Annotated in this window: 22 protein-coding genes and 1 pseudogene; 8 read left to right on the forward strand and 15 right to left on the reverse strand. The window is 60.8% G+C overall.

Features of this window, described 5'->3' with window-relative positions:
- Nucleotides 1-27: 27 nt before the first annotated feature.
- The 10 genes from FSO04_RS30610 to FSO04_RS30655 form a co-directional block, all read right to left on the reverse strand.
- Nucleotides 28-876 (reverse strand): ABC transporter permease, encoded by an 849-nt coding sequence (locus FSO04_RS30610; protein WP_233465028.1) that lies wholly within the window; start codon nucleotides 874-876, stop codon nucleotides 28-30.
- Nucleotides 869-1,720, reverse strand: coding sequence for an ABC transporter permease (locus tag FSO04_RS30615; protein ID WP_233465029.1), 852 nt, complete (start codon nucleotides 1,718-1,720; stop codon nucleotides 869-871). Before FSO04_RS30615 ends, FSO04_RS30610 begins: the two co-directional genes overlap by 8 nt.
- Before the next feature lie 6 nt (nucleotides 1,721-1,726).
- On the reverse strand, nucleotides 1,727-2,785 hold the full coding sequence (locus tag FSO04_RS30620; protein WP_154565349.1) for an ABC transporter substrate-binding protein: 1,059 nt from the start codon (nucleotides 2,783-2,785) through the stop codon (nucleotides 1,727-1,729).
- An 86-nt stretch (nucleotides 2,786-2,871) separates the two neighbouring features.
- Nucleotides 2,872-4,068 (reverse strand): ABC transporter ATP-binding protein, encoded by a 1,197-nt coding sequence (locus tag FSO04_RS30625; RefSeq protein ID WP_233465030.1) that lies wholly within the window; start codon nucleotides 4,066-4,068, stop codon nucleotides 2,872-2,874.
- Entirely contained in the window at nucleotides 4,065-5,423 is a 1,359-nt protein-coding gene (locus FSO04_RS30630; RefSeq protein ID WP_233465031.1) for an amidohydrolase family protein, read from the reverse strand. The genes FSO04_RS30625 and FSO04_RS30630 overlap by 4 nt, the downstream gene beginning before the upstream one ends.
- 22 nt (nucleotides 5,424-5,445) lie before the next feature.
- Nucleotides 5,446-6,234, reverse strand: a complete 789-nt coding sequence (locus FSO04_RS30635; protein WP_154565350.1) for an amino acid ABC transporter ATP-binding protein — start codon at nucleotides 6,232-6,234, stop codon at nucleotides 5,446-5,448.
- 67 nt (nucleotides 6,235-6,301) lie between these two features.
- Nucleotides 6,302-6,949 (reverse strand): amino acid ABC transporter permease, encoded by a 648-nt coding sequence (locus FSO04_RS30640; RefSeq protein WP_154565351.1) that lies wholly within the window; start codon nucleotides 6,947-6,949, stop codon nucleotides 6,302-6,304.
- A gap of 13 nt (nucleotides 6,950-6,962) precedes the next feature.
- Entirely contained in the window at nucleotides 6,963-7,820 is an 858-nt protein-coding gene (locus FSO04_RS30645; protein ID WP_154565352.1) for a transporter substrate-binding domain-containing protein, read from the reverse strand.
- A gap of 109 nt (nucleotides 7,821-7,929) precedes the next feature.
- Nucleotides 7,930-9,420 carry a dihydropyrimidinase gene (hydA, locus tag FSO04_RS30650; RefSeq protein ID WP_154565353.1) on the reverse strand — a complete coding sequence of 497 codons (1,491 nt, stop codon included), beginning with the start codon at nucleotides 9,418-9,420 and terminating at the stop codon, nucleotides 7,930-7,932.
- Complete coding sequence (locus FSO04_RS30655; protein ID WP_154565354.1) at nucleotides 9,417-10,145, reverse strand: maleate cis-trans isomerase family protein; 729 nt, start codon at nucleotides 10,143-10,145, stop codon at nucleotides 9,417-9,419. Before FSO04_RS30655 ends, hydA begins: the two co-directional genes overlap by 4 nt.
- 505 nt (nucleotides 10,146-10,650) lie before the next feature.
- On the opposite strand from FSO04_RS30655, the gene FSO04_RS30660 reads away from it, so the two are divergent.
- A complete protein-coding gene (locus FSO04_RS30660; RefSeq protein ID WP_154565355.1) occupies nucleotides 10,651-11,346 on the forward strand; it encodes a GntR family transcriptional regulator in 696 nt (231 codons plus the stop codon).
- A gap of 12 nt (nucleotides 11,347-11,358) precedes the next feature.
- On the opposite strand, the gene FSO04_RS30665 is transcribed toward FSO04_RS30660, so the two are convergent.
- Together FSO04_RS30665 and FSO04_RS47740 are read right to left on the reverse strand one after the other, a co-directional pair.
- Nucleotides 11,359-11,574: an ankyrin repeat domain-containing protein gene (locus FSO04_RS30665; protein WP_372342448.1), complete on the reverse strand. Its 216-nt coding sequence runs from the start codon at nucleotides 11,572-11,574 to the stop codon at nucleotides 11,359-11,361.
- A 553-nt stretch (nucleotides 11,575-12,127) separates the two neighbouring features.
- The gene (locus tag FSO04_RS47740) at nucleotides 12,128-12,370 is read right to left on the reverse strand and encodes a reverse transcriptase N-terminal domain-containing protein (protein WP_233465032.1); all 243 of its coding nucleotides are present in this window, start codon (nucleotides 12,368-12,370) and stop codon (nucleotides 12,128-12,130) included.
- Nucleotides 12,371-12,905: 535 nt separating this feature from the next.
- Between FSO04_RS47740 and FSO04_RS30675 the strand changes: the two genes are divergently transcribed.
- On the forward strand, nucleotides 12,906-13,055 hold the full coding sequence (locus tag FSO04_RS30675; protein ID WP_154565356.1) for a hypothetical protein: 150 nt from the start codon (nucleotides 12,906-12,908) through the stop codon (nucleotides 13,053-13,055).
- A 95-nt stretch (nucleotides 13,056-13,150) separates the two neighbouring features.
- On the opposite strand, the gene FSO04_RS30680 is transcribed toward FSO04_RS30675, so the two are convergent.
- A complete protein-coding gene (locus FSO04_RS30680) occupies nucleotides 13,151-13,885 on the reverse strand; it encodes an IS6 family transposase (RefSeq protein WP_154565357.1) in 735 nt (244 codons plus the stop codon).
- A gap of 592 nt (nucleotides 13,886-14,477) precedes the next feature.
- On the opposite strand from FSO04_RS30680, the gene ltrA reads away from it, so the two are divergent.
- The 3 genes and pseudogenes from ltrA (at nucleotide 14,478) to FSO04_RS48820 (ending at nucleotide 16,780) form a co-directional block, all read left to right on the forward strand.
- On the forward strand, nucleotides 14,478-15,782 hold the full coding sequence (ltrA, locus tag FSO04_RS30685) for a group II intron reverse transcriptase/maturase (RefSeq protein ID WP_154565358.1): 1,305 nt from the start codon (nucleotides 14,478-14,480) through the stop codon (nucleotides 15,780-15,782).
- A gap of 221 nt (nucleotides 15,783-16,003) precedes the next feature.
- Nucleotides 16,004-16,447: pseudogene (locus FSO04_RS30690) on the forward strand (IS6 family transposase); the annotation flags it as partial.
- Nucleotides 16,448-16,504: 57 nt separating this feature from the next.
- Complete coding sequence (locus tag FSO04_RS48820) at nucleotides 16,505-16,780, forward strand: hypothetical protein (RefSeq protein ID WP_174825322.1); 276 nt, start codon at nucleotides 16,505-16,507, stop codon at nucleotides 16,778-16,780.
- 742 nt (nucleotides 16,781-17,522) lie between these two features.
- On the opposite strand, the gene FSO04_RS30700 is transcribed toward FSO04_RS48820, so the two are convergent.
- Complete coding sequence (locus FSO04_RS30700; protein ID WP_154565359.1) at nucleotides 17,523-17,912, reverse strand: HAD family hydrolase; 390 nt, start codon at nucleotides 17,910-17,912, stop codon at nucleotides 17,523-17,525.
- Nucleotides 17,913-18,056: 144 nt separating this feature from the next.
- Complete coding sequence (locus FSO04_RS30705) at nucleotides 18,057-19,007, reverse strand: LysR family transcriptional regulator (RefSeq protein ID WP_154565360.1); 951 nt, start codon at nucleotides 19,005-19,007, stop codon at nucleotides 18,057-18,059.
- Between the two features lie 298 nt (nucleotides 19,008-19,305).
- Here FSO04_RS30705 and oxlT point away from each other — a divergent pair, with 298 nt between their 5' ends.
- The 3 genes from oxlT to FSO04_RS30720 all read left to right on the forward strand — a co-directional run bounded on the left by oxlT (nucleotide 19,306) and on the right by FSO04_RS30720 (nucleotide 23,785).
- Entirely contained in the window at nucleotides 19,306-20,604 is a 1,299-nt protein-coding gene (oxlT, locus tag FSO04_RS30710; protein WP_154565361.1) for an oxalate/formate MFS antiporter, read from the forward strand.
- A 255-nt stretch (nucleotides 20,605-20,859) separates the two neighbouring features.
- The gene (locus tag FSO04_RS30715) at nucleotides 20,860-22,563 is read left to right on the forward strand and encodes a porin (protein WP_166618281.1); all 1,704 of its coding nucleotides are present in this window, start codon (nucleotides 20,860-20,862) and stop codon (nucleotides 22,561-22,563) included.
- Between the two features lie 502 nt (nucleotides 22,564-23,065).
- The gene (locus tag FSO04_RS30720) at nucleotides 23,066-23,785 is read left to right on the forward strand and encodes a GntR family transcriptional regulator (RefSeq protein WP_154565362.1); all 720 of its coding nucleotides are present in this window, start codon (nucleotides 23,066-23,068) and stop codon (nucleotides 23,783-23,785) included.
- Nucleotides 23,786-24,737: the final 952 nt, after the last annotated feature.

The raw sequence follows: 24,737 nt of genomic DNA on the forward strand, positions 1-24,737 counted from the left end.
GATCGAAGGAAGGGTGGACTGCGGCGGCTAGCGAAACTGCCGCGACAAGCCAGCGAGCCGCTCCATCAGCAGCATGGAAATCAAGGTGGCGATAATCAGCACGCCTGAGGCCGCAGCCGCACGGACGTCGAGGCTGTCCTCGATGATATGCCACAGGTGGATGGGCAGCACTTCGGATCGCGCGTCCGACAGGAACAGTGACAGCGCGACGTTATCGAACGAATTCATGAACGCAATGAACGCCCCCGACGCAATGCCTGGTACCAGCGCCGGCAGTACGACGCGGCGGAACGTGAACCAGCCGCCCGCGCCGAGGCATGTCGAGCTATCGAGCAGCGCAGGATCGAGCTGCGCATAACTGGCCGACGTCGTGTACAGCACATACGGTGCGCACAGCGCGATATGTCCGGCGAGCAGACTGTAGAACGAGAGCCCCGCGCTTTCGAGATTGAACAGGATCAGGATACCCAGACCCAGCGCCAGCGACGGAATGGTCAGCGGCGCCATGAAAAACGAATCCAGCAGTCGCGCAGCGAACGTGCGGCGGCGCGCGAGCGTCACTGCGGCGGCTACCGCCAGCACGGTCGCGCAGGCGGTCGCAGCGGCAGCCAGCTTCAGGCTCAACAGCAAATCGTCGATGATCTCCGGCGAATCGAAGATCAGCGCCTGATACCAGCGCAATGACAGTCCCGGCGGCGGAAACTTCAACGAGTAGCCCGATGTGAGCGACGTCACCAGTACGATCAGCGTGGGCCCGATCAGCATCAACAGCCCGATGCCGCCCATCAAGCCCATCACTGCATTGAACGACTGGCGACCTGGCTGGGTGCGGCGCGCCGGCATAACGCCCGGCGCGGCAAGCGTGGATTTAGCCATGGACAAACCCTCTAGTCTTGCGGCCGAAATAGTTGAGCAAGGTCACCACGAGCAGCACGCTCACCAGCAGAATCACGGCAAGCGTCGCCGCAAACGGATAGTTCTGCGTCTGGATGGCCTGTTCGTAGATGTAGAACGGCATGTACATCAGCTGGCCGCCGCCCACCAGGGTTTGAACCACGAACGCGCTGACTGCGCCGGTAAACACCAGCAAGGTTCCGCTGAGCAAACCCGGCATCGCAAGCGGCACTGTGATCTTCCACCAGGTACGCCAGCTGCTGGCGCCCAGCGCATGCGACGCCTCGGGCAAGCGCATGTCGAGCGAACTGAGCGTGGTGACGAGCGGCAACACCATCAACGGCAATTCGATCTGCGCAAGCGAGAGGATCACCGCCAGCGGCGTGTACAGGAGCTTGACCGGTTGGCCCGTGTGCCCGAGCGCCACCAGCAGCGCGTTGACCAGCCCTTCATTGCCGAGAATCACGACCCACGCAAACGTGCGCACCACCGAACTGGTCAGAAGCGGCAGCAGGATCAGCACGATCAGCACACGCCGCCAGCGCGGCGGGCTCACCACGTACAGATGCGCAACCGGATAGCCGAGCACGATCGTCACCAGCGTGGTCGCCACACCAAGCCAGAGCGTTTGCCAGAGGATGCCGCGGTTATATCCGTCGCCAAAGAAAACCATGTATTGGCGAATGCCGAAATGCGTCATGGCTGTGTCGTTGTGCAGGCTGATCAGCGCGACGAGCAAGAGCGGCACGCCCACAAACGCGATGAAGAACAGGCCCAGTGGCAGCACGAGCAGCCAGTCGCGCGGCATCCGGTGATTCGCGTTCATGATGCGTCAGACCTTGATCAGACGGTTGAAACGGTCGATATATTCAGCGCGGCGCGGATTGATGCGTGCCCAGTCGACCTGCACGAACGACGTCATGTCATTGGCGTTATGAGCGACAGCGGCGAGCGCTGCGCCGAACGGCACCTTCGTGTTGGTCGGCGCGACGTAGTAGGGCGCGCTCGTCATCTGCTGCTGCACTTCGATGCTCAACGCGGTGTTGATATACGCCGCGGCGAGATTCGCCGCCTGGGTGTTCTTCACGATATTCATCGTGCTGCGCACCATGCCCCAGTTGCTTTCGGGGCGCGCGAGCGCCACCGGCACGCCCTTGGCCTTCAACGATTCCACGTTGTTGATGTAGTGGCAGGCAATATCCACCTGACCTTGCTGGAACAGCGTGCCGAGTGCGCCCGGATTGGCGGCAACCGCGCCGACGTTCGGCATCAGCCGCTTGATGTAATCGAACGCCGGGTCCATGTGATCTTCGTCGCCGCCCAGCATCTTGGCGAGCGCCACCATCCATACCGTGCCCAAGGTGGAGTCGAGACTCACGAGGCCGACGCGGCCCTTGAATTCCGGCTTGAGCAGATCATTCCAGGATTTCGGCGTGGTCTTCACGCGCTCCGTGTTGTACGCTATCCCATAGACCTGCGCGGACACATAGGCGCCCAGACCCTTCGGGTCGATGAAGTGCGCGGGCAGATTCGCCAGGTTCGGCACCCGGGCTGCCGGAATGGGTTCGAACACGCCTTGCGTGATGCCCTGCAGGTAGGGGCCCTCGTCCATCATGACCACGTCGAACGGCGGGTTATTGCGCGCGGCCACCAGCTTTGTCAGTGTGTCGACCGCTTGCGATGCGGTGAGCACGGCGCTCACGCCCGCAGCCTTGCGAAACGCGGGCAACAGGATCTTGCGTTGCGACTCTTCCCACGCACCGGGAAACGTGGTGGCGGCGAGGGATTCGGACGCAGCCATGGCAAGCGGGCTGCCGAGCGACAGGCCGACAGCCCCCGCTGCTCCCATCAGTTGCAGGAGCTTGCGACGTTGGTGATCGATCAGCGACATAGGACCTCTGGATGGATAGTTGAACAGGATGAACCGGCGATAACGAAGCGGGCGGCGCGTTAGACCAGGACGATTGTGACCATGCGCTAAACACCTGCGTTACTGGGTTGCGCCGCCTTGAACGTGCGCACTCGCGCACCCGACTTGAAATCGAGCGCAACGCGCAAGCCCGGGCGCAAGTCGGCACCCTCGGCGCGCGGCACGGAAATCTTCACGGTCTGTCCGGCATCGGTCTGCAGATCGACTACCAGCGTGGGACCGATCGGCATCGCCAGTTGCACTGTAGCCAGCAGCTGACGCGCGCTGGCGCCCGGTTGGGGCAACTGCCACGCCCATTGCTCGGGGCGAACCGCCAGCAGCGCCGCACCGGCATCGCGCCACGGGCCGGGCTGAGCGACGGCCAGCACGGCGCCATCGTCGAAGTTTGCCAGGCACTGGCTGCCGTGCACGCGCAAGGTGACCGGCAGCAGATTCGCCGTGCCGACGAAGGTGGCGACGAAGGGGGTTGCGGGCTGATCGTAGATCGCGACCGCCGAGTCGTATTGTTCGAGCCGCCCTCGATTGAGCACTGCGACCCGGTCGGCCATGCTCATTGCCTCTTCCTGATCGTGCGTCACCATCACGGTCGTGATATTCAACTCGCGCTGCAGACGGCGGATTTCGATCTGCATATCGAGCCGCAGGTTTTTGTCGAGCGCCGCAAAAGGCTCGTCCAGCAGCAGGATGCGCGGCTCGACGGCGAGCGTGCGGGCCAGTGCCACGCGTTGTTGCTGACCGCCCGACAACTCACGCGGATAGCGCTTCGCGAATGCTTCCATGCGCACCATTTCGAGCATCTGCAGCGCCTTGTGAGCGGCATCACGACGCGCGACGCCGTTGGCTTCGAGACCGTAGGCGACGTTGGCGGCGACCGTCATGTGTGGAAACAGCGCGTAGTTCTGGAAGACGATGCCCACGCCGCGTTGGCGTGGCGCGAGGCCGTCCACGCGTTGTCCGCCAATATGCACTTCACCCTCGGACTGCATCTGCAGGCCGGCGAGAATCCGCAACAGCGTGCTTTTGCCGCAGCCCGACGGACCGAGCAACGCAACCAGTTCGCCTGCGGCAATGTCGAGCGCGACGTCTTCGATAACCGGTACGGTGCCGAAACGATGCTGGATGCCGCGCATCTGCACGGCGGCACCGGTTTGCGAGGCACGCGCTTGCGTAGTTGAAGGGACGAAGGTCCCGGTGCCGGCTGAGTCGTGCCTCGACTGCGAATCGATACTGTGCGGGGTGCTCATGCGCTAGCCCTTTTCCATAGTTGCGTGGCGGCGTGCTTTCCAGCAGCGATGACCGCGTCGGCGTCGCAACGGGTGGGGGCGCCGCCGTCGACCACAATCTCCCCGTCCACGATGACCATCTCGACATCGCGCCCAAGTCCCGTGTGTACTAGCGTGCCCAACGGACTGGGATGCGGAATCAGATGCGCGCGCTGGAAATCGAATATGGCGAGGTCGGCGAGCCAGCCTGTCTTGAGGCAGCCGAGTTCGTCGCCGAGTCCCATGGCCTGCGCGCCGTTGTGCGTCGCCATGGTGAGCGCATCGGCGGGTTGCCAGTCCGCAGCGACTTCGCCCAACTGGATGCGCGCGATGGCCAGCGCCCAGCGCATCACCTCGGTCATATCGGCGTGCATGTTGTCGGTGCCCAATGCAATGCGCGCGCCGGCGGTGCGCAGACGCGGCGTGGGCGCCATCGTGCCGCCCGTTGCGTTGCCCTTGGGGATGTGCGCCACCGTGATGCCGGCCCGTCCGACGCGTGCGATGTCGTCGTCGTCCAGATACAGGCAGTGCGCCGCCACGAGCCTTTCGTTGAGCAGTCCGACCTCGTCAAGCAACTGCGCGGGGCTTTTACCAGAACGCTGCTTCACTACACTAACTTCGGTACGGCTTTGCGCGAGATGAGTCGTCACGCCCAGATCATGTGTGCGTGCTGCGTCGGCAATCAGACACAGAAAGTCGTCGGAGCAGGTGTCGGGCGCATGTACGGCGAGTTGGACTCCGGTGCGCCCGTTGCGCTTGCGATGCCAGCGGCCAGCGAGCGCCAGCGCGTCGTTGAGCGTGCGCTCGCCGGTTGCGGCGTGGTATTCCCAGCGCCCGTCCGCGACGCCGGAGAAATCGACGTCGTGCAGGCGGCCACATGAATACACCCGCAGGCCGAGGTCGGCCATGGCCCCCATGGTCAGATCGGCGTGGACGTAGCTGTCGTTGATCAGCGTCGAGCCGAACAGCATCGCTTCGAGCGCGCCGAGACGCGCCAGCGCGATAGCTTCGTCTGGGCGCACGTCATGGCCGTGTGGAATCCCTGGCGTGTAGGCGGGCGCAAAGCCTAGGTCTTCGGCGACGCCGCGCACCATCGTCAGAATGGCGTGGGTATGGACGTTCACGTAGCCGGGTACGATGACGCGTCCGGCAAGCCGGCGCGTGGACCGCGTGCGTGTCTGCACCGGCAGATCCTGGGCGCGGCCGACAAAGGTGAGACGGTTACCGCGTATGCCGATGGCCGCGTCGTGCAACAGCGGTTGGGCCGGGTCCATCGTCACGACGGTGGCGCCCAGTAGCAACAGGTCAAGGTCAAGCTCGATAGGTGGGGCAGTCATCAGCCAGGTGGTCCGGTTCAGTTCAGGTGTGCAGGTGCTGCAGGAAACGCCGCGTGCGCTCTTCGCGCGGACGGCCGAAGACGTCGCCGGGCGTGCCTTGTTCGACGATGGCGCCAGCGTCCATGAAGACCACCCGATGCGCGACGTTGCGCGCGAAGCTCATCTCGTGTGTCACGACCATCATCGTCATATGGGCCGCGGCGAGATCGCGCATCACGTCGAGCACTTCATTGACGAGTTCCGGGTCGAGCGCCGAGGTCGGCTCGTCGAACAGGATCATCTGCGGCTCCATCGCGAGTGCGCGGGCAATCGCCACGCGTTGCTGCTGCCCGCCCGAGAGTTGCGCGGGCCGCTTGTTGACGTGCTGCGCTAGGTGGACTTTTTCCAAGGCAACTTGTGCGCGAGCGCGGGCCGCGTCGCGCGAGAGTCCCAGCACGCGCTGCGGGCCGGCGGCGACGTTATCCAGTGCACTCAGATGCGCGAACAGGTTGAAGCGCTGAAACACAAAGCCGAAGCGGCTGCGCTGTCGCGCCAGTTCCGCTTCGGGCAGCGCGCGGCCTTGCTCCGACAACCCGATACGCTGGCTGCCAAGGCGGATCGTGCCGCCGTCCGGTCTCTCCAGGAAGTTGAGACAGCGCAGAAGCGTGGTCTTGCCCGAACCCGACGGCCCGATCAGCACCACGGTCTCGCCGTGCCCGACCTCCAGCGAGACGGAGGGCAGGATGACCTTGTCGCCGAAGCGCTTGTGCAGCCCTTCTATGGACAGTAGCGTTGCAGCTCCGCCTTCATGCACGCGCGCGGCGGCGTCCATAGCGGACGCTGCGGTCAGGTTAGAGACGGTAACGGTGGAAGACATGCTGGAACCCGAGCTCATGAAGTCAGTATTGCGGTAGTCGCCGCTCGAGGTAGCGCGACAGCCACGCCAGCGCCGAGATCAGCGCGTAGTAGTAGAGGGCGATCAGCAGGAAAATCTCGAACGGCGAAAAATACGTTGCGATGATTTCCTGACCGGCGTGCGTGAGCTCATACACGGAGATCGCGGACAGCAGCGCTGAACCCTTGATTAGCGAGATCAGTTCGTTGGTGAGCGGCGGCAGGATGCGCCGCCACGCTTGCGGAAAGAGCACGTGCAGAACGATCTGGCCGTGACGCATGCCGATGGATTGCGCGGCTTCAGTCTGGCCGCGATCGACCGACTGCATGCTGGCGCGCACGATCTCGCAGATGAAGCCGCCCGCGTTCAGACTGAGCGCGATGACGCCGGCCCAGTACTCGTTGAAGTTGATGCCGATGACGGGCAGCGCAAAATAGACGAGAAAGATCTGCACGAGCAGCGGTGTGCCGCGCACGAAATCTACGTACGCCAGTACGGCGATGCGAACCGCCCTGAAGCGGCTGAGCGCACCGAAACCCAGCGCGAAGCCGAGCACGATACCAATCGCGATGGCCGCGAGACAAACCTTCAGCGTGGCGAGCAGGCCGACCGCGAGGATCGGCAACGCCATGACGATAATGCTCCAGTCCATGGACGCCGCGCTCTCAGGACAGCACCGGAATTGCATCCGGCAAGTTCATGTCGAAACCAAACCACTTCTGCTGCAGCGAATGCAACGTGCCGTCTGTTCTGAACTTGCGCAGCTGCTGGTCAATAAAGCCGATCAGCGCGGTGTCATCCGTACGTGCTGCGATGCCCGCCCAGTTATCCGCGCCGATGCCCTTGACGATAGCGTATTTGCCCGGCGCATTCTTCAGGACGAGCGAAAGCGTCGGCAACGTGTTGAGCACGCCGTCCACTTTGCCTTCTGCCAGCGCGATATAGGCGGCCGGATGGTCGTCGAAGGTTTTCACTTCCTTGAAACCCGCACCGCCCGCTGCTTTCAATTGCGCATCGAGCTTCGGTTCGAGTATCTGACCCGGCGAGCCGAGCTTGAGTCCGAGCACCTTGCCGTTCATGCCGTTGAGCCTGGTGACGCTCTTCAGATCCGCCGCGCGAATCAGCAATGCCTGTGAGGCCTCGACGTAAGGCACGGAGAAGTCCACGTGTTTTTCGCGCTCGACCGTGTAGCTCAGGCTGCTCATCACCAGATCGAACTTCTTCGTGTAGAGCGACGGAATCACGCCCGACCAGACCGTGTCGATGAACTGCGCCTTGACGCCGAGATTGCGGCAAAACGCGTTGGCGAGATCCACGTCGTAGCCGATCATCGCACCGCTCGCGTCGCGATACGTCAGCGGCGGATAGGTCGCTTCGCAGCCGATACGCAGCACCCCGGCCTTCTTGATGTCGTCAAGCGTGAGCCCGGCGGCCATCGCAAGGCGGGGCAGCCCAATCGACACGAGGGCTGCACCCGCGCCAACACGTTGGAGGAATTGGCGACGCGAAAATCGTTCGGACATCAGGCTCTCCAGAGAAAATCACAGTTCGTACGTTATAAAGACAGCATGTAAAGCGGCGCGGAAAGTGCCGAATGCACTGCGTGTTCCGCGCGAGTCCGCAAGGCCATTCCTACTCGCGATAGACGGCGGGAAAGGCAAAGCGCGGTAGCACCCGGTGAGCGTCAATGCGTGGGTTCAACGGCCGATGCGGTTGCGCCAGTTGCGGGCGCAAGGCCGGCAGGAACTCGCCGCGGCCGCGCGTGCCGCTGGGCTGCACGCCGTCCCACACTACGTCGCCGCGCGACAGCGTCAGCGCCGGCCACGCTTTCATCTGCCAACCCTCGTACGGCGTGTAGTCGACGTTGTGGTGCAACGCATCGTTGGTGAGCGTGAAGGCACGATCTGTGTCCCAGATCACCAGATCGGCGTCGCCGCCGATTGCGATTGAACCCTTGCGCGGATAAAGACCGTAGAGCTTCGCGGCATTGGTTGCGGTCAGTGCGACGAAGGCGTGAATGTCGATGCGTCCGTTCATCACGCCTTCGGACATCAGCAAAGCCATGCGCGTCTCGAGACCCGGTATGCCGTTGGGCACCTGATCGAAGCGCGGGTTTTCGCCGGCCACCTGCTTGCCGTGCGGACCGTCGAAGCGGAACGGCGCATGGTCGGAGGAGAGCACCTGAAACGTACCGTTCACGAGTCCGTCCCAGACGGCCTGGCGATTGCCTTCGTCGCGCGGCGGCGGACTGCAGATACATTGATAGCCGCGAGGGCCATCTTCGAGCATGTCCTCGGTCAGCAGCAGATAGTGCGGACATGTCTCGGCGTAGACTGCGAGGCCATGTCCTTGCGCCCAGCGAATCTGCTCGATCGCTTCGCGGCCGGAGACGTGCACGATCAGCACGGGCGTATCGACCAGCTGCGCGAGACTGATGGCGCGATGCGTCGCTTCGCGCTCGACCAGCATCGGGCGGGACAGCGCATGCCCGATCGGCGCGGTGATGCCTTCCTCCAGCAGCGCTTCGGTGAGCCACGCAATGCAATCGGCGTTTTCGGCATGAATCATCACCATGGCGCCGTGGACGCGGGCCAGTGCGAGCAGTTCGATTATCTGACGGTCATTCAGCTTGAGCGCGTCATACGTCATGTAGATCTTGAAAGACGTATAACCTTCTTCGATCAGTTGCGGCAGCTCCTGGTCGAGCACATGCGGCGTGGGATCGGTGACGATCAGATGGAAGGCGTAGTCAATCACCGCGCGGGCGTCGGCGCGTCGGTGGTACGTATCGATCGCCGCACGCAGCGTTTTTCCCTTCTGCTGGCACGCAAACGGAATTACCGTGGTGGTGCCGCCGCAGGCAGCGGAAACCGTGCCGCTCAGGAAGTCGTCGGCCATCACGCTGTCGTCGCCGGTGTCCTGATCCAGGTGGCAGTGGCTATCCACGCCGCCTGGAGTGACGAGGCGGCCGCCTGCATCGATCTCGCTGGCGCCCCGAGCCAGTCCGCTGCCCAGCGCGACGATGCGCCCGTCTCGTACGCCGATGTCGGCGGTGAAGCGGTCGGCCGCCGTGGCGATATCCGCGTCGCGGATCACGAGGTCGAAGGCCGCCGCGTCGCTCATGCGACCTCCCGAAACAGGCTGCCCCAGCCGGTAACGCGCGACGTATCGATGCCGCTCATCCGCAGCGCTTTCCAGACCACCGTCGAGATGGTGTCGTACACCGGAATGCCGAGTTCGGCTTCGAGCTCTTCAGCGAGCGGCGCGCCGCGCAAATTGGTGCAGAAAATCGTAATCGCATCGGGTTTGCTCTTTGCGACTTCACGCGCCATCTCACGCAACGTGTCCGCACTGACTTCCGAAAACGAAAAATTGTCCTGCTTGTTCAGATGACGTTCACCGACACATTCAAAGCCGGCGCTGCCATACGTTGAGATGACCTTTGCCTGCACGTCGTCGCGATATGGCGTGACCAGACCGAAGCGACGCACGCCCGTCATGGCGAAAATCTCGTTGAGCGCGAGCACCGAGGTGCAGGCGGCAATACCGGTGCGTTCTGTGATGCTGTGGCACAGACGCTCGTCTGCCGCAAACCCGAGCCAGCCCGACGATGTCCCGTTCCAGCCGATCACGTCCAGCTTCGCGTCGGCGAGCAACCCTGCCGCGCCGAGAATTTCCTCGTCATCGAACTGGGCCAGCGCCTGTTCGGACAACGCGATCTCGGTCACCCGGAAGCGGCCGAAATGCGCGCTGACGTCGGGCAGGCCCGCGAGCATCGCCGAAGTCACCGGTTCGAGAACCGTGTTGGAAGACGGGGTTAACATGCCAATCAGAGTGCGTTGCGTCATGATTTCCATATCAAGGGTTGCTTCTGGCGTGCCGCGCCGGAAAAAGATGGTTGCTGGATGCTCATAATGCAAACTTTATGCCAACATAAATCATAGTATTTGTACGCAATATAAAAGAGATTGTATGCAATGATGGATGCGCGATCGATAGTGGAAACGGCTGCTTCCTGAGCACCTTCTCTGGAACGAACGTCAATGGAACATGGCGGAATCTACGACACGCGCGCTTGCATGCAGATGGTGCGCGGGCGCACCAAAATCGAATCACTGGCACCAAATGAGGGTTGTTGCACGGGCCAAAAGGCGCCTGCTAAAGAGATCTCCAGGTTGTCAGGCTCGATAAGCGCCGATGGACATTTGTATACAAAAAAATTACAGTATCCTCCGTTAGAACATGGTTTCGATGCGAGCGCTCCACCAAATTTTTGTGTACAAAAACGCGCGTGATTGCTCTATCATCGATCCATGCCCAGTTGCGAGAAGCCCTTTGAGCCGAGCCTCCTCCATGCCTGCCAGTAAAGCTGCCGCGCCCAAGGCGCCGTTTACGAATGAGGAAATCTATGGCCGCATCCAGAAGGCGGTGCTTGAGCATCGCCTTGCACCCGGTACAAAATTGATTGAGGAGCGGCTCGCGGAAGTCTCGGGCGTGAGCCGGACCAAGATTCGCGAAGTGCTCAACAAGCTTGCCCACGAGGGGCTGGTCGAGCTGGTGCCGAATCGCGGGGCCTTTATCGCCAGCCCGAGCGTCCAGCAGGCGCGAGACGTATTTGTCACGCGGCGCATGATCGAGCCGGAAATGGCCAGGCTGTTGAGCCGCACCGCGACATCGGCGCAAGTGCGTGCGTTACGCAAGCACGTGCGGCAGGAAAGCGACGCGCGTAAGCAGAATGACCGGCCCGCCATCATCCGGCTGTCAGGCGAGTTTCATGTGCTGATCGCGGAGATGATCGACAACGAAATCCTCTTGCGGATGATGCGAGAACTCGCGCCGTTGACGTGCCTCGTCATCACGCTTTACGACAAGCCCAACGCCCCGGCGTGCCCGCATCACGAGCACAGTGATCTGATTGATGCAATCGAAGCGCATGACGAAGCAAAGGCTGCGGCGAGCATGCTGGAACACCTGCAGCATATCGAAGCAACACTGAACTTCGACGAGGTGAAAGACGCGTCGCCGGATATCGAAGCGATCTTTTCCTGAGCTAGCCCAGCTTCACTCCGTCGCACCCGCTTGGCGCAGTGCATCTGCCGCCGCCGTATTGCGCTGCGCGATAGCCATTTGCAGCGCGGTGCCGCCGCGCGCATCCACATGGTTCGCGTTTGCGCCGTGCGCCACCAGCACCGGGATCATATCGAGGCGGCGAAACAGCGGCGCAAACGAGAGCGCGGTTTCGCCTGCGTTGTTGGTCTGATAGACATTGCAGGGCATGCCCAACGGTTTTGTCGGGTAGCTGGGCGCGGTTACCCGCGTCCAGCCTGCTCAGAACCGTGCATGGGTCTTTCGATCCACACGGCTCAAGCCTCTGCAAAGGCATCTTTCGATACCCGCGTCCACAACTTACTTCCCGGCATATTGACTTCCATGGTAATCGGGATGGTGCAGTTGAATGTTGCTCGCCGCGCCTGATCCGCCTTCGGTTCTTTTCACAATGAACCGGGTCGCCCAAGGGCTGCCCGGTGCGATCGGTTCCTGACAGGTCGGACACAGGCCATCCTGCCGTAGCCAGACGCGGTAGAGTTTGACCCTGCCCCTTGGCGAGTTCATCGTCTTCTTGCCCCAGCGGGCTTCAAAGTACGGTTCAACCGCAGCATTCCAACACTCAACTGTGAGAGGTGCATTATGAGATCACCGTCGGTATCCCGAGCGGCCTCGTCTTGCCGTTTTTCTTCAGAATAAAAACCGCTCCGAAGCGGAAGGGACGAGTAACCCCGCCTCTTCAACGACGCAATCGCGTTGGCCTTTGCCGCCGGTGTTTTCCACGTTACCTTGTCCACACCGGGGTGTTCCTGCCTTTGTTTTCAGTCACCCGCTTCACGGCTAATGCACGGCCGCTGAACGAGTGGGTCAGCAGCCATTGCAGGGCTTTTACCCTGTTATAGCGGCCGGCCTGTGCGGCCTTCACCATACGTGTCTGCAGCCTTCTTACCTGGCGTTGAACATTGGCCCAATCGATGCCGTCCCACGTCACGCCGGAAGGCGCACGCGCCCGTATTGCTGCACTCATTTGCTTTCCTTCCGTATAGATGGTTCTGCAAACTCTCTGGTGAGGAGAGGCCATGAGGAAGTCTGCCCGCTTTCGCGTCGGGTGATGTATTGCCGTCGACCATCCCCGCTCGCTCGTCACACGCCCCCCCGGATCGCTGCTGCAGGCTGTCCGTCGGCCCGCTGACCCTAAACGTTCCCTCGGCGGCATGCTCACATCGGGCGCGTGGGCCGATGCGCGTTTCCTGAAATGTCAAAAATGACATTTTCGCGCCATGCCTACATCAGACGCAGATATCGATAATGGGACTGGGAACGATCGAGGGCGATAAGTCCTCGCTCTTCGAAAGCGCTCCCTCAACTCGCCATTAGGATGAACACCGTGCTTAGGATTATTGCAATGCTTGGCATCGCAGCAAGTGTGAGTAGTTGCGCAGTCGCACCGGGTTATGGAGACGGTGGGTATGCCCAGCCATACGATTCTGCGTATGGATACCCGTCTGGACCCGTCTACGTCCCGGCGTATGGGACGATCAATATTTGGGGTGGACGGGGAGGTGACCACCATTGGCACGGTTACGAGCACTGGCATGGCGGTGGACGCGGCGGACATGGACGCGGCGGACACGGGGGAGGCGGACACGGGGGAGGTCACTAAAGGCAACGGTGACAAGCATCGCTTGCTCCTGTTTCCCGAGGCGACCTGAGCGGCTTGTCCGAGTTCGCTGTCCCGCCAATGCTTTTCAGGGCTCTGTCACGTTAAATTGCTTGCGACGCAAAAGCGGAGAATATGCACGCTTGCTCAGAAAACGGACGGAACTTGGGTGGCCTCAGTGAAACGATGCCAGGCGGCAAACCGTGCGGCGAGCTGTTTGCGATAGAGTGAGGCGCGTAGCAGATGTCGCTTGAGCGCGAAGTGCTGCCGGATAGGACCGAAGCTCGATAAGAAAGCCTGCGTGCGTTCAGGATCGCGGAAGCCACGCATGCGTCGCTCGCGTTCGCGCGTCGGCTGATGACTGTTTTCCGCCCAGTTGTTGACCCGCGCGCTGGCTTTGACGAAGACGTGCTTGACGTGAGCCAGTGCGGGAATCTCGGCTTTCGCCGCCGGATAGCTACGCAGCTGGTCGGTCACGATCTTGTGCGGTGCCTCAGTACACGAGGCAAGCACGCGCTTGAAAAACCGCTTCGCTGCTGCCTTGTCGCGGCGCTTCTGTAGCAGGATATCGAGTTCGGCACCGTGTTGATCGACGGCGCGCCACAACAGGTAAGGCTCGCCGCGCAACGTCACAAATACTTCGTCAAGGTGCCATGTGGTGCCGGGCCTGCGACGCGCCGCTTTCACACGGTGTGCGAAGCCCGCACCGAACTTATCGCACCAGCGTCTGACCGTTTCGTAGCTGACGATAACCCCGCGCTCGGACAGCAGTTCTTCGATATCACGCAGGCTGAGCTGAAACCTGAAATACCAGCGTACCGCGCAACTGATGACCGCCGCCGGAGAGCGATGACCGTGGTAAAGCGATTTTGCATTCTTCATCACCCGATCTTACTTGACCATCTCTGCAACGTGACAGTGCCCGGGAGCGGTGTAAATCGAGAGGTTTACGCACGGTTGTGTGTCCAGCTAAGGCTGGCGTGTTCAGCAGGAGATAGACCTGCCGGGGTAGAAGTCAGAAGCCCCGTAGCTTGGATAGCAGGGTGGCGGGAAACCAAGACTCTGAAGCCTATCGACGGCCGTCTCCTTGGGGGGCGTGCGAGTCATCGGGCCGTAATGAAGATGAACGTGGATGTGGCCTCGAAAGTGAAGAGACCCGAAGGCCGAGCCCGCAACCGTGAGGGTGAAGGCAGCATGGGTAGCCGAAATCTGACCGATGCGGCTATTCCACTTCGGCGGGGTGGAAGCGACGGCACGATGGCAAGGACATGCTGAGCAACTGGAGAAGCCCTCCTCGCCCCGGCGCGAAATCGCCGGAGCAAGGTAGGTCCTATAACCGGCGAACCCGGGAAGTGGGCCGAAGGCGAGAGGGTGGCGGATGGGTCCGTAGTAGCTGTGAAGCCGGGTAACGCCGGTGGAGCGAAGGGGCCCTGCTGTTTGTAGTTTCCTCGACAACACGGGAGGCAAGGACGAAATGACAAAGGCGTCCAGTAGTTTGCAGGACCTGAGGCGGGGAATATACGTCAAGGCGAAGGCTGAACCGTCCTGGCGTTTCTGGGGTTTGTACGTCCATGTCTGCAAGATGGAAACGCTGCGCGAGGCGTATGCGCTGGCCAGGAAGAACAATGGAGCTCCGGGTATTGACGGGGTGACGTTCGAGGCCATCGAGACGCAAGGCGTGGAAGTGTTCCTCGAGCAGATACAGGACGAACTGATCGGGGGCAGCTACAGACCGCTACGGTCACGGCGGCAGGAAATACCGAAGGACGGGGGCAAGGTCCGAGTCCTGTCGATTCCTGCTATCCGTGACAGAGTGGTTCAGGGTGCGCTCAAGCTCATACTGGAACCGATCTTCGAGGCAGACTTCCAACCGGGGTCGTACGGCTATCGTCCGAAGCGTACCGCGCACGAAGCAGTGCATCGGGTAGCGACGGCGATCGTTCAGTGCAAGACCCGCGTCATAGACCTGGATTTACGCGCCTACTTTGACACAGTTCGGCATCACCTGCTGCTTGAAAAGGTGGCGCGTCGGGTCAAAGATGACGAGGTCATGCATTTGCTGAAGTTGATGCTGACGGCATCGGGTAAACAGGGCGTTCCGCAAGGCGGGGTGATTTCGCCCCTGCTCAGTAACGTCTATCTCACCGAGGTAGACCGGATGCTGGAGCGGGTGAAAGGTTCCACGCGAAGCGGGAAGTACACCTACGTCGAGTATGCCCGATTCGCTGACGATCTTGTCGTGCTGATCGATGCTCATCCGCGCAATGCGTGGCTGCTGAGGGTGGTGAGCAGGCGCCTTCGGGAAGAGTTTGCGAAACTGCAGGTCGAGGTGAATGAAGAGAAAAGTCGCACTGTGGATCTGGAACGCGCGGAGAGCTTCGGCTTCCTGGGGTTCGACTTCCGACGCCTGCGCAGCATCGGGCGACGGGTGTGGCGCGCGCACTATACGCCCAAGTTAAAGAAACGTACGGCGTTATTGCGCAAGCTCAAGGAGGTGTTCCGGCGATTCCAGTCGCAGCCGGTGGATCGGGTGGTGCAACTGATCAATCCGGTCCTGCGGGGCTGGGTGAACTACTTCGCCGTAGGCAACTCCAGCGAGTGCTTCAGCTTCATCAGGGACTGGGTGGAAAAGAAGATCCGACGCCACATGGGTCGATCCCGGAATCGACGGGGCTTCGGCTGGACGAGGTGGAGTAGGCGCTGGCTGTATGAAGAACTGAAGCTGTTTAACGGCTATCGGGTTCGTCGTGCTGCCGCACCGAAAGCGTCTCCAGCGTGATAGGTCTCATAACCCTTGACGTGAAGCAAACAGGAGAGCGTAGTGCCGGAAATCGGCAAGCTGCGTTCGACGTGGCGGGCGCTGGAAACGTGACTATGGTAGCCGGACTGAGGTCCACCGCGAAAGCGGTGGGAAGACCACCGGAGCCTACCGTGCGCGCGCCAGTTCTCGACCCTACCTGCGAGAGACTCCGGGTGAAGTTCCTTGGGTCTACTCACCCCTATATCGAGGTTAGGGGCGAATGGAAGTACTTGTATCGGGCCGTCGATAAGGCCGGCGACACAGTTGACTCCCTGCTCCGCGCCAAGCGGGACAAGGGCGCGGCCCGGCGCTATTTCGAAAAGGCGATCGCTGGAAACGGCGTACCGGAAACGATGACGATCGACAAGAGCGGGGCAAATCTCGCGGGGCTAAATGCGATCAATGTTGATCGCGAAATACCGATCAGAATTCGACAATCGAAATATCTGAACAACGTTGTGGAGCAGAACCATCGAGCAATCAAACGCATCGTAAGACCGATGCCTGGATTCAAGAGCTTTCGTTGCGCCCTCATCATCTTAGGCGGTATCGAACTCATGCACATAATAGCGAAAGGGCAGATGAAGAGCGATGGTGGACGGAATCGTTCACCCGCCGAGCAGTTCTACGATCTTGCGACATAAGCATTCCTATTCTTTCCGCCCCGACTCTTCCTTATTTCCTTACTGCGACAGAACCTCATGAGCGTCCTGCGACCGGAGGCCGGCAATGTCTCGCACGCGAGCCTCGCGCTCGCCGTCACGGCGCACGAGGCAGCGGCAAGCGCCGCAAACGCCCTGTCCCATGCAGCCGACGTTCGCGGTCAATGCGTCGCTGCGCGCGGCCACCTCTATGATTTAAAGCGTCGGCTCTACCTCGACGGTGCGCCCGTCGATCGCAACGGTAATGGACGCGCACGCAGTCTGATCGCCAGCAGCTTGCAATTTAACGCCGCCAATGGCCGACGCCCTCACTGATGCGAAAAACCAGTTGTTCGCCGTCAGGAAGAATCTCCGAATTCGGACAAACTCCTGGACCTGCTGGCGGCAGGCTCAGCGCGGAACTCGCAATCTAGTGAACCGTTTGATGGTTCGGGAATGACAACCAGGCGCGGCACGGCAAGCCGAGGCATCCGCGCGAGCTGGCCGACCACGCGTGTTTGCGTCTCGTCAATCTTTCGATCACGCCGCATTGGGAGCTGGTCGACGGCAAGCAGGTCTAAACGCTCGACCCGACCGGCCCAGTGGTCGGAGACAACCCGGAGGTCGTGCTGCACAGCGTGCTGAGTGCGCTCGGCATCGCGAGGTTGCCCCGCTATGCGGTCGTCGACGCGTTCCGCAAGGCACGCTCGTGCATGTGCTGCCGCGCTGGCGGTCGCGTGAAATCGGGGTGTTCATGCTGATTCCGTCGCGCCGGTTTCTGGAGGTGAAAACGTGCGCGTGGCTTGAGCTACTGAAGGCCGATATATCAGTGGCGCTCGAGGGCGACGCCGGTTTTTTCAATCGCGGTGCGGGCGCAAAGAGGCTTTCGTTGGCGCAGGCGTCGTGATCCTTGTCGGCGACCGTGGCCGGGGCTGCAGGTCATTCCGCGGATAGCGTCTGCGCTATCTCGTCCCAAGCCGCCGGATGGTTGGCGAGCGCAGGCTCGAGAAGTTTCAGTGGCCGACTGCCGCTCCTACCGGACCGATTGCAGCCCGGCGAAGCGGGCTGCTTGCCGCTCTTAAACGCCCGCCAACGCCGGTAAATCAGAGTCGCACGACGAGCGCTCCCACTGTGACCCGGCACGCAACAGGTGCAACGCGTTGTTGACGCTCGCTGCGCTTTCCCTGCGCGTCGCCAAGCATACCGGATAGCGCGCGTTCTTTTTCTCGAGAATGGCCTGGCTCAGGAATTCCGCGCTGTACGCTTTGAGCAAATGCGCATGGTGGGCCTCTATGTACGCGGCGATGCGCTCCCGTTCGCCGTCGATGGTTGCGAGCGACGTGAGGGTGCGCTCGTCCCAGCGAAACCGCAGACCCAGTTCCGCGAAAGCGGTGTTGTATGCGCAAAGCTGCGCCTGCATGTCCTGGTCGCGCTCGGTTTCAGGTGCGCTAACGCGTGAGTGGCCCATGATCGTCTCCTTCGGGCGGATAGCTTGCTAGAAGCATAGGATCGGCTATAAATAAACAACAGTTAAAGTTATTGTGAATAACCATAAATGTTTGCTTATGTTTTGAGTGAAGCCGACGCCGGCACGCTGCGCCCTGACTTTCGATTATCCCTTGCACTGACCGCGCAGCAGATCGGCGTCGACGTGAGTGATCTGCGCGATCTGCGTCGCGCCTTCGCCGATCAAGAATTCCTTGAACGCAAGCGCGACAGGGGGCAGGCGCTTGCTCTTGCGGTGCACCACGTACCAGTGGAGCATCACCGGAAAGCCTTGTACGTCCAGTACGGCGAGGTGACCGACCTGCAGTTCCAGGCCGATGGTATGCGCGGAGAGGAAGCTGATGCCCATGCCTGCAATCACCGCCTGTTTGATCGTTTCCGTGCTCCTGATCTCCATGGCGACATTGAGCCTGGTGACTCCTCCCGCAAACCCGTCTTCCATCGAATGCCACGTGTCCGAGCCTTTTTCGCGGACGATGAACGGCTCTTTTGCGATCGTCGACTGAGGGATGCGCTTCTTGCCCACAAGCGGGTGTAGGGGCGGCGCGACGATCACATAAGGATGAGGCGCAAACGGTTCGTTATGTGTATCGAGGTCCTGCGGCGGCCGCACCATGATTGCGAGATCGGTTAAGTTGTTCGCCAGTTGATGCAGCAGTTCCTCGCGATTGTGCACCGCCAGCTTGAGCTTGATGTCGTCATTGCGGCGCACGAATTCGCCCACCACTCGCGGGAAAAAATAGTCCCCCGCACTGATCACCGCAACGTTCAGTTGACCGCCCGCAATGCCCTGCAAGCGGGCCATCACTTCGTCCATTTCGCGGAACTGCTCGATGATCGAGCGCGCGTAAGTGAGCATTTCGGAACCCGCCGGCGTCAGATAAATTTTCCGGCCGAGCTGCCCGAACAGGGCCAGGCCGGCGTGCTCCTCAAGCTGTTTTACCTGGGTTGAGACGGCGGGCTGCGTCAGGTACAACTCGTCGGCCGCGCGCGAGAAGCTCAGGTGCCGGGCAACCGTTTCGAAGATCTTGAGTTGGCGCAGAGTAGCGTTTTTCATGGCTGAAGTTCGTTGAGGCATCGACGTATACAGGACGCCTAATGCAAACCATAAAATGTTTTAACTTTCACTGATGGCTGTTCTCGCGGAGCATGCTCCCAGACTCCGTGAAGACGCAACCACTTTTACCAGACCGTTTTGCGCACCCCCGCCGGTCTTTTGTTGTTGGTGCGATCTCCATCTGACCGACCATTAGCGTTTCATTGCCGACGCGCACGCAAGCGATGAGTGATTCGGTTACACGATTCAACGCAACGCGCCGCTCGAGCACGACGAATTCTACAAAGGAGATGGAGACATGGGATATTCCAACGTGGCCGAGCCGCGCAGCACGGCGCTACGGTATAACCGGTGGGTTCAACTGGCGGTCGGCATCGTCTGTATGGGACTGGTGGCGAACCTGCAGTATGCGTGGACCTTGTTCGTCGTGCCGATGGACGCGGCGCATCACTGGGGGCAGGCAGCGATTCAGACTGCGTTCACCATCTTCATCGTCACGGAAACCTGGCTTGTGCCAGTCGAAGGCTGGCTCGTCGACAAGTTCGGGCCGCGCCCGGTTGTGATCGCCGGTTCGCTGTGTGCCGCACTCGGCTGGATCATTGACGCACACGCAAGCAGTCTGGGGGCACTGTACGTCGCGGCGGTGATTGCGGGCATCGGTGCGGGTTGCGTCTACGGGACCTGTGTCGGGACGGCACTCAAGTGGTTCCCGGATAAACGGGGCCTGGCGGCGGGTCTGACCGCGGCCGGCTTCGGCGCTGGTGCGGCGATCACAGTGATCCCGATCGCCAACATGATCCAGCGTTCCGGCTACGAGCATACGTTCATGTTCTTCGGTATTTTCCAGGGCGTCTGCATTCTGCTTCTCGCAACCTTGCTGGTGCGTCCGAAGCCGCCGGCGAATGCGGTCGCGGCCAAGCGCGTCGTGGCCACCAAGGTCGACTACACGCCCAGCCAGATGATCCGCTCGCCGCTTTTCTGGGTGCTTTACCTGATGTTCGTGTTCGTCGCAGCCGGCGGCATTATCGCCACCGCACAGCTTGGGCCGATCGCGAAGGAATATGGCTTCGCGAAGCTGCCGGTCAGCCTGATGGGCGTCACGCTGCCGCTTCTGACGATGACGCTGTCGATCGATAACATGTGCAACGGCTTCACGCGTCCGCTGTGCGGCTTTCTTTCGGACAAGATCGGCCGCGAGAATACGATGTTCATGATCTTTCTCGGCGAAGGCATCGCGTTGCTCGGGCTGATGCAGTTCGGCCACAATCCGTACGCATTCATGTTCTTTGCCGCGGCCGTGTTCCTCTGCTGGGGCGAGATTTTCTCGATCTTCCCGGCGACCTGCGCGGACACGTTCGGCAGCAAATACGCGGCGGCCAATGCGGGCACGCTTTACACCGCAAAGGGTACCGCGTCGATGCTGGTGCCGATCGCTTCGGTGTTGTCGGAGCATGGCTCATGGAACACGGTGTTCATCTGTGCGGCGGTCGTGTCGATTACAGCGGCGGTGTCCGCGAAATTCATCCTCGCGCCGATGAGACGGCGGTGGATCGACCGAACGGTCGAGGCCGGCGCGCTCGCAAAGGGATATCTCTGAGCACCCGATAGGGACATTGGCGCCCCGTGAATGCCTTAATGCGTCGTTTCGGGTCTTATCTCAATCACCTCGATGCATACCCCGGTAGTCTGGATTAATACAATAGCTATCACGGAAATAACCAACTGTCTTGGGCACTTGGGTCGCCTTGTCTTGCGCGTGACTTAAGTGTTCTCATCGGATCGAAATAGCTGTTCGGGTCACGGAATTTATTTTTTTGTTTTGTAGTAATACTAATTAATATCGGAGGAGATGATGGGAATAAGAAATCTGAAGCCGCGTCATGCGGCGGCTTCGCTATGCCTGTTTGCAGCTGGCAGCGTGACCTGTTCGGGAGGAGCATTCGCTCAGGCAATTGCGGCAGATGACGACAAACAACAGATCCAGTTGTTGAAACAACAAATGGAAGCGCTCAATAAGAAGCTCGATGCGCTTGTGGCAAAGCAAGCCCAAACAGCGAACAGTCAGCCAGCGGTCAGTCCCGCTGTCGCAAGCACAAACGCAGGTACTAGTTCAGGTACAAGCGCAAACACGGGTACAACCTCAGGCGCGCAAAAAACATCGGATGCCGACGCCTCAGGGTGGGGCGCCGGCATGCCGCCCAAGCTTAAGTCGTTGCTGGCCGCGCTGGGGGATATGGAGTTCTACGGCAATCTCGATCTTTCCGTGGACTATGCGACCAAGGGCCTCAAAGACTCGTATGTCACGCCGGGGGGGACTGTCGTCTCGCCTAGAGGGCATATGGGCTGGCAGCCCGACGTCTCATCCAATCTTTCCTATGTCGGCGTTCGCGGCAAGCGGCCATTCGGTTCCGACGCCAGCCTGGCCTTCGTCTATCAACTGGAAACCCAACTGGACATTTCGGCAACCTCAGGGTCTTCCAATTCGAACTCCGCTCAGGATTCGACCGTCAAGGGCGCCCTGACGTCGCGCAACAGCTTCATCGGCGTAGCATCGTCCACCTGGGGCGCGTTGAAGATCGGCAAGACCGATGCGCCCTACAAAACGTCGACCGCACGCATGAATCCGTTTTCCGGCATGCTCGGCGATTACTCCGTGATCATGGGTAACACGGGCGGCGACAATCGCGTCGAATTCGGTACGCGGCTGGACCATGCGATCTGGTATGAGTCGCCCAGTTTCCATGGCTGGTCTCTCAACGCACTGGTTTCGCCCGGGCAAAACCGCGGTTACGAAAATTCGGTGCAGGCTTCGGGTGAGTCGAGTTGCACGGGCGGCAATGTCCCTGGTAGTGGTGGAAATCCAATTGCGTGTAACGACGGCAGCTACGGGTCGGCCTACAGCGCGAACCTCGCCTATAGCAACGGCCCCCTGTACTTTACGACAGCGTATGAGATACACCTCGGCGTGAATCGCTCAAGCGATGTCACGAACACTCCTGCTGCACTGGCTTCGCCTGATGGGACGGACCCCAACGATATCGGCAACGAATGGGCATTCAAGGTCGGTGCGCAATATAAATTTCCCACTCTGACCACGGTGAGCGCAATTTATGAAGTGATGCGCAGACAGATTCCGGCCTACCTGCAAACACAGAACGAGCGCAGCCGTAATGGCTTCTGGCTCGCTCTGACGCAGGAAATCACTCCCAAGGACAGCGTGAGCGTCGGTTGGGCGCACGCCAATCGCACGCCGGGTGACCCGGGGCAACACAACACGGCTCCAGCTGACCCGAACGCTATTGGCATCCCGAATCCTTCCAACGGCGCCAATATGGTCACTGCGATGTACAAGCATGCGATCGACAAACATGCGACTGTGTATGCCGACTATGCCTTGGTCATCAATCAAGCGGCGGCGCACTATGCGCTGGGTGCAGGCGGGCGAAGCGTCACCGTTGATTGTCATGACGGCAGCTCGATCTCGCAGGGTGCGCCGTTTTGCTACGCGGGCGGCAGAGAAATGGGCTTCTCCGTCGGGCTGAATTACAAGTTCTGAGGGCGCTGGCAACCTGGCGGAGGGCAGGCATAAGTGGCCGGGGGCGTCTCGGTGTACCCAGGGTTCGGATTTCGTACGCCTGGGTACACTCCAAGTTGATCATCGCCGGCAGCTCGTCGTGCCGTCCGTTTCCGAGCCGCCTACGGACGCCGCGCCGTCCGCCAGCGCCCTTAAAGGGCGGGTCCGTGAGCGTCGCGCCCATCACTGGCGCCCGTCGCCTCGACTGTTTCTTTCCGGTCGCCTTCCATCGCTGCAGCGTCACCGCCTTCCGCTGCCATCCCACACCTTCCAGCGCACTTCGCTGACGATTACAAAAAGCGCCTTGAACTCTCCATATACGGAATATAATATTCCGTATATCTAAGTTGCGGGCGGATGGCATATCAGGCCGCGGCAGCCACACGGGAGGGCAGCCGCGCCGGCCTGTCGGCAGAGGATTCGGGCGGCGGGCCCGGCAAGACCGTCACAATGGGTTATCCGAAACTGGGGGAGCAAATTATCAATGTCGGATGATACGCAAACCGATGTCCGCCCAGCGCCTCTCACACTGGCGCTAGTACCGATCAATGCTTCGGCTTCGTTGCGCGATCAGGCGTACGCAAAGCTGAAGCAGGCCATCGCCGACGCCGACATCTATCATTCGCGCGAGGAAATCCGGATCGACGAAAAGGAACTGACTGAAGCGCTCGGCGTGAGCCGCACGCCAGTTCGCGAAGCCATGACGCTGCTCGAGCAGGAAGGTTTCCTGCGGACGGTGCCGCGGCGCGGAATCTATATCCAGCGCAAGACGAAGAAAGAAATCGTCGACATGATTTGCATGTGGGCGGCGCTCGAAAGCATGGCGGCCCGGCTTGCGACGCTGCGCGCGTCCGATGAGGACATCGCGGCGCTGAGGCATATGTTCGACAATTTTCGCGACACGACGCCGGCCGAGCACATCGAGGAGTATTCGGAAGCGAACATCGCGTTTCACCAGTCAATTGTCCAGCTGTCGCAATCGCAGATCCTCCTGGACACGATGAAAAACCTGTTCGTGCATGTGCGCGCGATCCGGAAGATGACGATCGCGCAGAGTGGCCGCGCGTCGCGCTCGATCGTCGATCACATGCGCATCATCGAAGCACTCGAGAAGCGCGACACCGAGCTGGTCGAGCGGCTCGTGCGCCAGCACTCGCTCGATCTCGCGGCGTTCGTCGAAGCCAACTGCGACTTCCTCGACTGACGACGTAAAGTCGTTTGGATACTGAGTCAAGAGGGCAACCGGAGCACGCCAACCCGAAGCACCGGAACGGAGCAGCGCTGAAACGCCCGACGCGTTGCAGCGCTGTTCTTTCTCGCCCTGCACCTTGTTCACACGCGCTTACCGAGCGCCCCTCATCGCACACGAACCATCGTGTCGCCCAACGCCGCCGGTGAACCGGCCACGTAAATACCCGCCGGTTTCATTGCGTCGATCTTTGCGGCCGCCGAGCCTGTGCGGCCGCGAGATGATCGCGCCCGCGTGGCTCGCGCGCGTGCATCTGCGCCGGGTTCGAGCGCCGACGCGCCTCTGGGGGTCTGGCAGCGCGTCATCTGAAATACGAAATATTACATTCCGCTGACCGCTCGATTGGCACACCCATCGATGCGGGCTCGTCAGCATTCGACGCTCGAAGGCCAATTTCGGCGTTGTCGAAGCTTTGTGCGTCGCAAATCAATTTCCGTGAGTCGCTCTTGAATTCGGGCGATTCAAGTCCATCGCAGCGCAGCAAAGGCATCACGACGTAAAAATACGGTTGAATAAATACTGTGTGTGGAATATTGTATATCACGACGCACGCAGCGACCCAAAGAGGAGAGACGTCATGCCAGAACCCGGGAACACCCCGCCGCAGAGCACCTCATCGACTGCAACGACGGCCGGGTCGAGGAAGGCTTGCACATCCTCCGCGTCCCCCACCTGCGGGTTGCCGCGCACGTCGCCGTAACGATGGCCCGCCGCGCACCGCAAGTTCAATAGAAGGCGAGACAGCGAGACATCTCAAAATGACAAACGACGCGAAAGCTACCGAAACGACCGACGGATTCCATCTGGTCATCGACGCGCTGAAACTGAACGACATCCACACCATCTTTGGACTGGTCGGCATCCCGATCACCGACCTCGCGCGGCTCGCACAAGCGGAAGGGATGCG

This window comes from Paraburkholderia madseniana (assembly GCF_009690905.1).
GTDB lineage: Bacteria > Pseudomonadota > Gammaproteobacteria > Burkholderiales > Burkholderiaceae > Paraburkholderia > Paraburkholderia madseniana.

Excerpts from the sequence above, each read along its gene's own strand:
- FSO04_RS30630 (WP_233465031.1), bottom strand. The coding sequence starts at position 5,423 with ATGACTGCCCCACCTATCGAGCTTGACCTTGACCTGTTGCTACTGGGC.
- oxlT (WP_154565361.1), top strand. The coding sequence starts at position 19,306 with ATGGGATATTCCAACGTGGCCGAGCCGCGCAGCACGGCGCTACGGTAT.
- FSO04_RS30720 (WP_154565362.1), top strand. The coding sequence starts at position 23,066 with ATGTCGGATGATACGCAAACCGATGTCCGCCCAGCGCCTCTCACACTG.
- FSO04_RS30665 (WP_372342448.1), bottom strand. The coding sequence starts at position 11,574 with ATGCCCTGCAATGTCTATCAGACCAACAACGCAGGCGAAACCGCGCTC.
- FSO04_RS30645 (WP_154565352.1), bottom strand. The coding sequence starts at position 7,820 with ATGTCCGAACGATTTTCGCGTCGCCAATTCCTCCAACGTGTTGGCGCG.
- FSO04_RS30680 (WP_154565357.1), bottom strand. The coding sequence starts at position 13,885 with ATGAAGAATGCAAAATCGCTTTACCACGGTCATCGCTCTCCGGCGGCG.
- FSO04_RS30635 (WP_154565350.1), bottom strand. The coding sequence starts at position 6,234 with ATGGACGCCGCCGCGCGCGTGCATGAAGGCGGAGCTGCAACGCTACTG.
- ltrA (WP_154565358.1), top strand. The coding sequence starts at position 14,478 with ATGACAAAGGCGTCCAGTAGTTTGCAGGACCTGAGGCGGGGAATATAC.
- FSO04_RS30655 (WP_154565354.1), bottom strand. The coding sequence starts at position 10,145 with ATGACGCAACGCACTCTGATTGGCATGTTAACCCCGTCTTCCAACACG.
- FSO04_RS30660 (WP_154565355.1), top strand. The coding sequence starts at position 10,651 with ATGCCTGCCAGTAAAGCTGCCGCGCCCAAGGCGCCGTTTACGAATGAG.
- FSO04_RS30615 (WP_233465029.1), bottom strand. The coding sequence starts at position 1,720 with ATGAACGCGAATCACCGGATGCCGCGCGACTGGCTGCTCGTGCTGCCA.
- hydA (WP_154565353.1), bottom strand. The coding sequence starts at position 9,420 with ATGAGCGACGCGGCGGCCTTCGACCTCGTGATCCGCGACGCGGATATC.
- FSO04_RS30715 (WP_166618281.1), top strand. The coding sequence starts at position 20,860 with ATGGGAATAAGAAATCTGAAGCCGCGTCATGCGGCGGCTTCGCTATGC.
- FSO04_RS48820 (WP_174825322.1), top strand. The coding sequence starts at position 16,505 with ATGAGCGTCCTGCGACCGGAGGCCGGCAATGTCTCGCACGCGAGCCTC.
- FSO04_RS30625 (WP_233465030.1), bottom strand. The coding sequence starts at position 4,068 with ATGAGCACCCCGCACAGTATCGATTCGCAGTCGAGGCACGACTCAGCC.
- FSO04_RS30610 (WP_233465028.1), bottom strand. The coding sequence starts at position 876 with ATGGCTAAATCCACGCTTGCCGCGCCGGGCGTTATGCCGGCGCGCCGC.
- FSO04_RS30700 (WP_154565359.1), bottom strand. The coding sequence starts at position 17,912 with ATGGGCCACTCACGCGTTAGCGCACCTGAAACCGAGCGCGACCAGGAC.
- FSO04_RS47740 (WP_233465032.1), bottom strand. The coding sequence starts at position 12,370 with ATGAGTGCAGCAATACGGGCGCGTGCGCCTTCCGGCGTGACGTGGGAC.
- FSO04_RS30705 (WP_154565360.1), bottom strand. The coding sequence starts at position 19,007 with ATGAAAAACGCTACTCTGCGCCAACTCAAGATCTTCGAAACGGTTGCC.
- FSO04_RS30620 (WP_154565349.1), bottom strand. The coding sequence starts at position 2,785 with ATGTCGCTGATCGATCACCAACGTCGCAAGCTCCTGCAACTGATGGGA.
- FSO04_RS30640 (WP_154565351.1), bottom strand. The coding sequence starts at position 6,949 with ATGGACTGGAGCATTATCGTCATGGCGTTGCCGATCCTCGCGGTCGGC.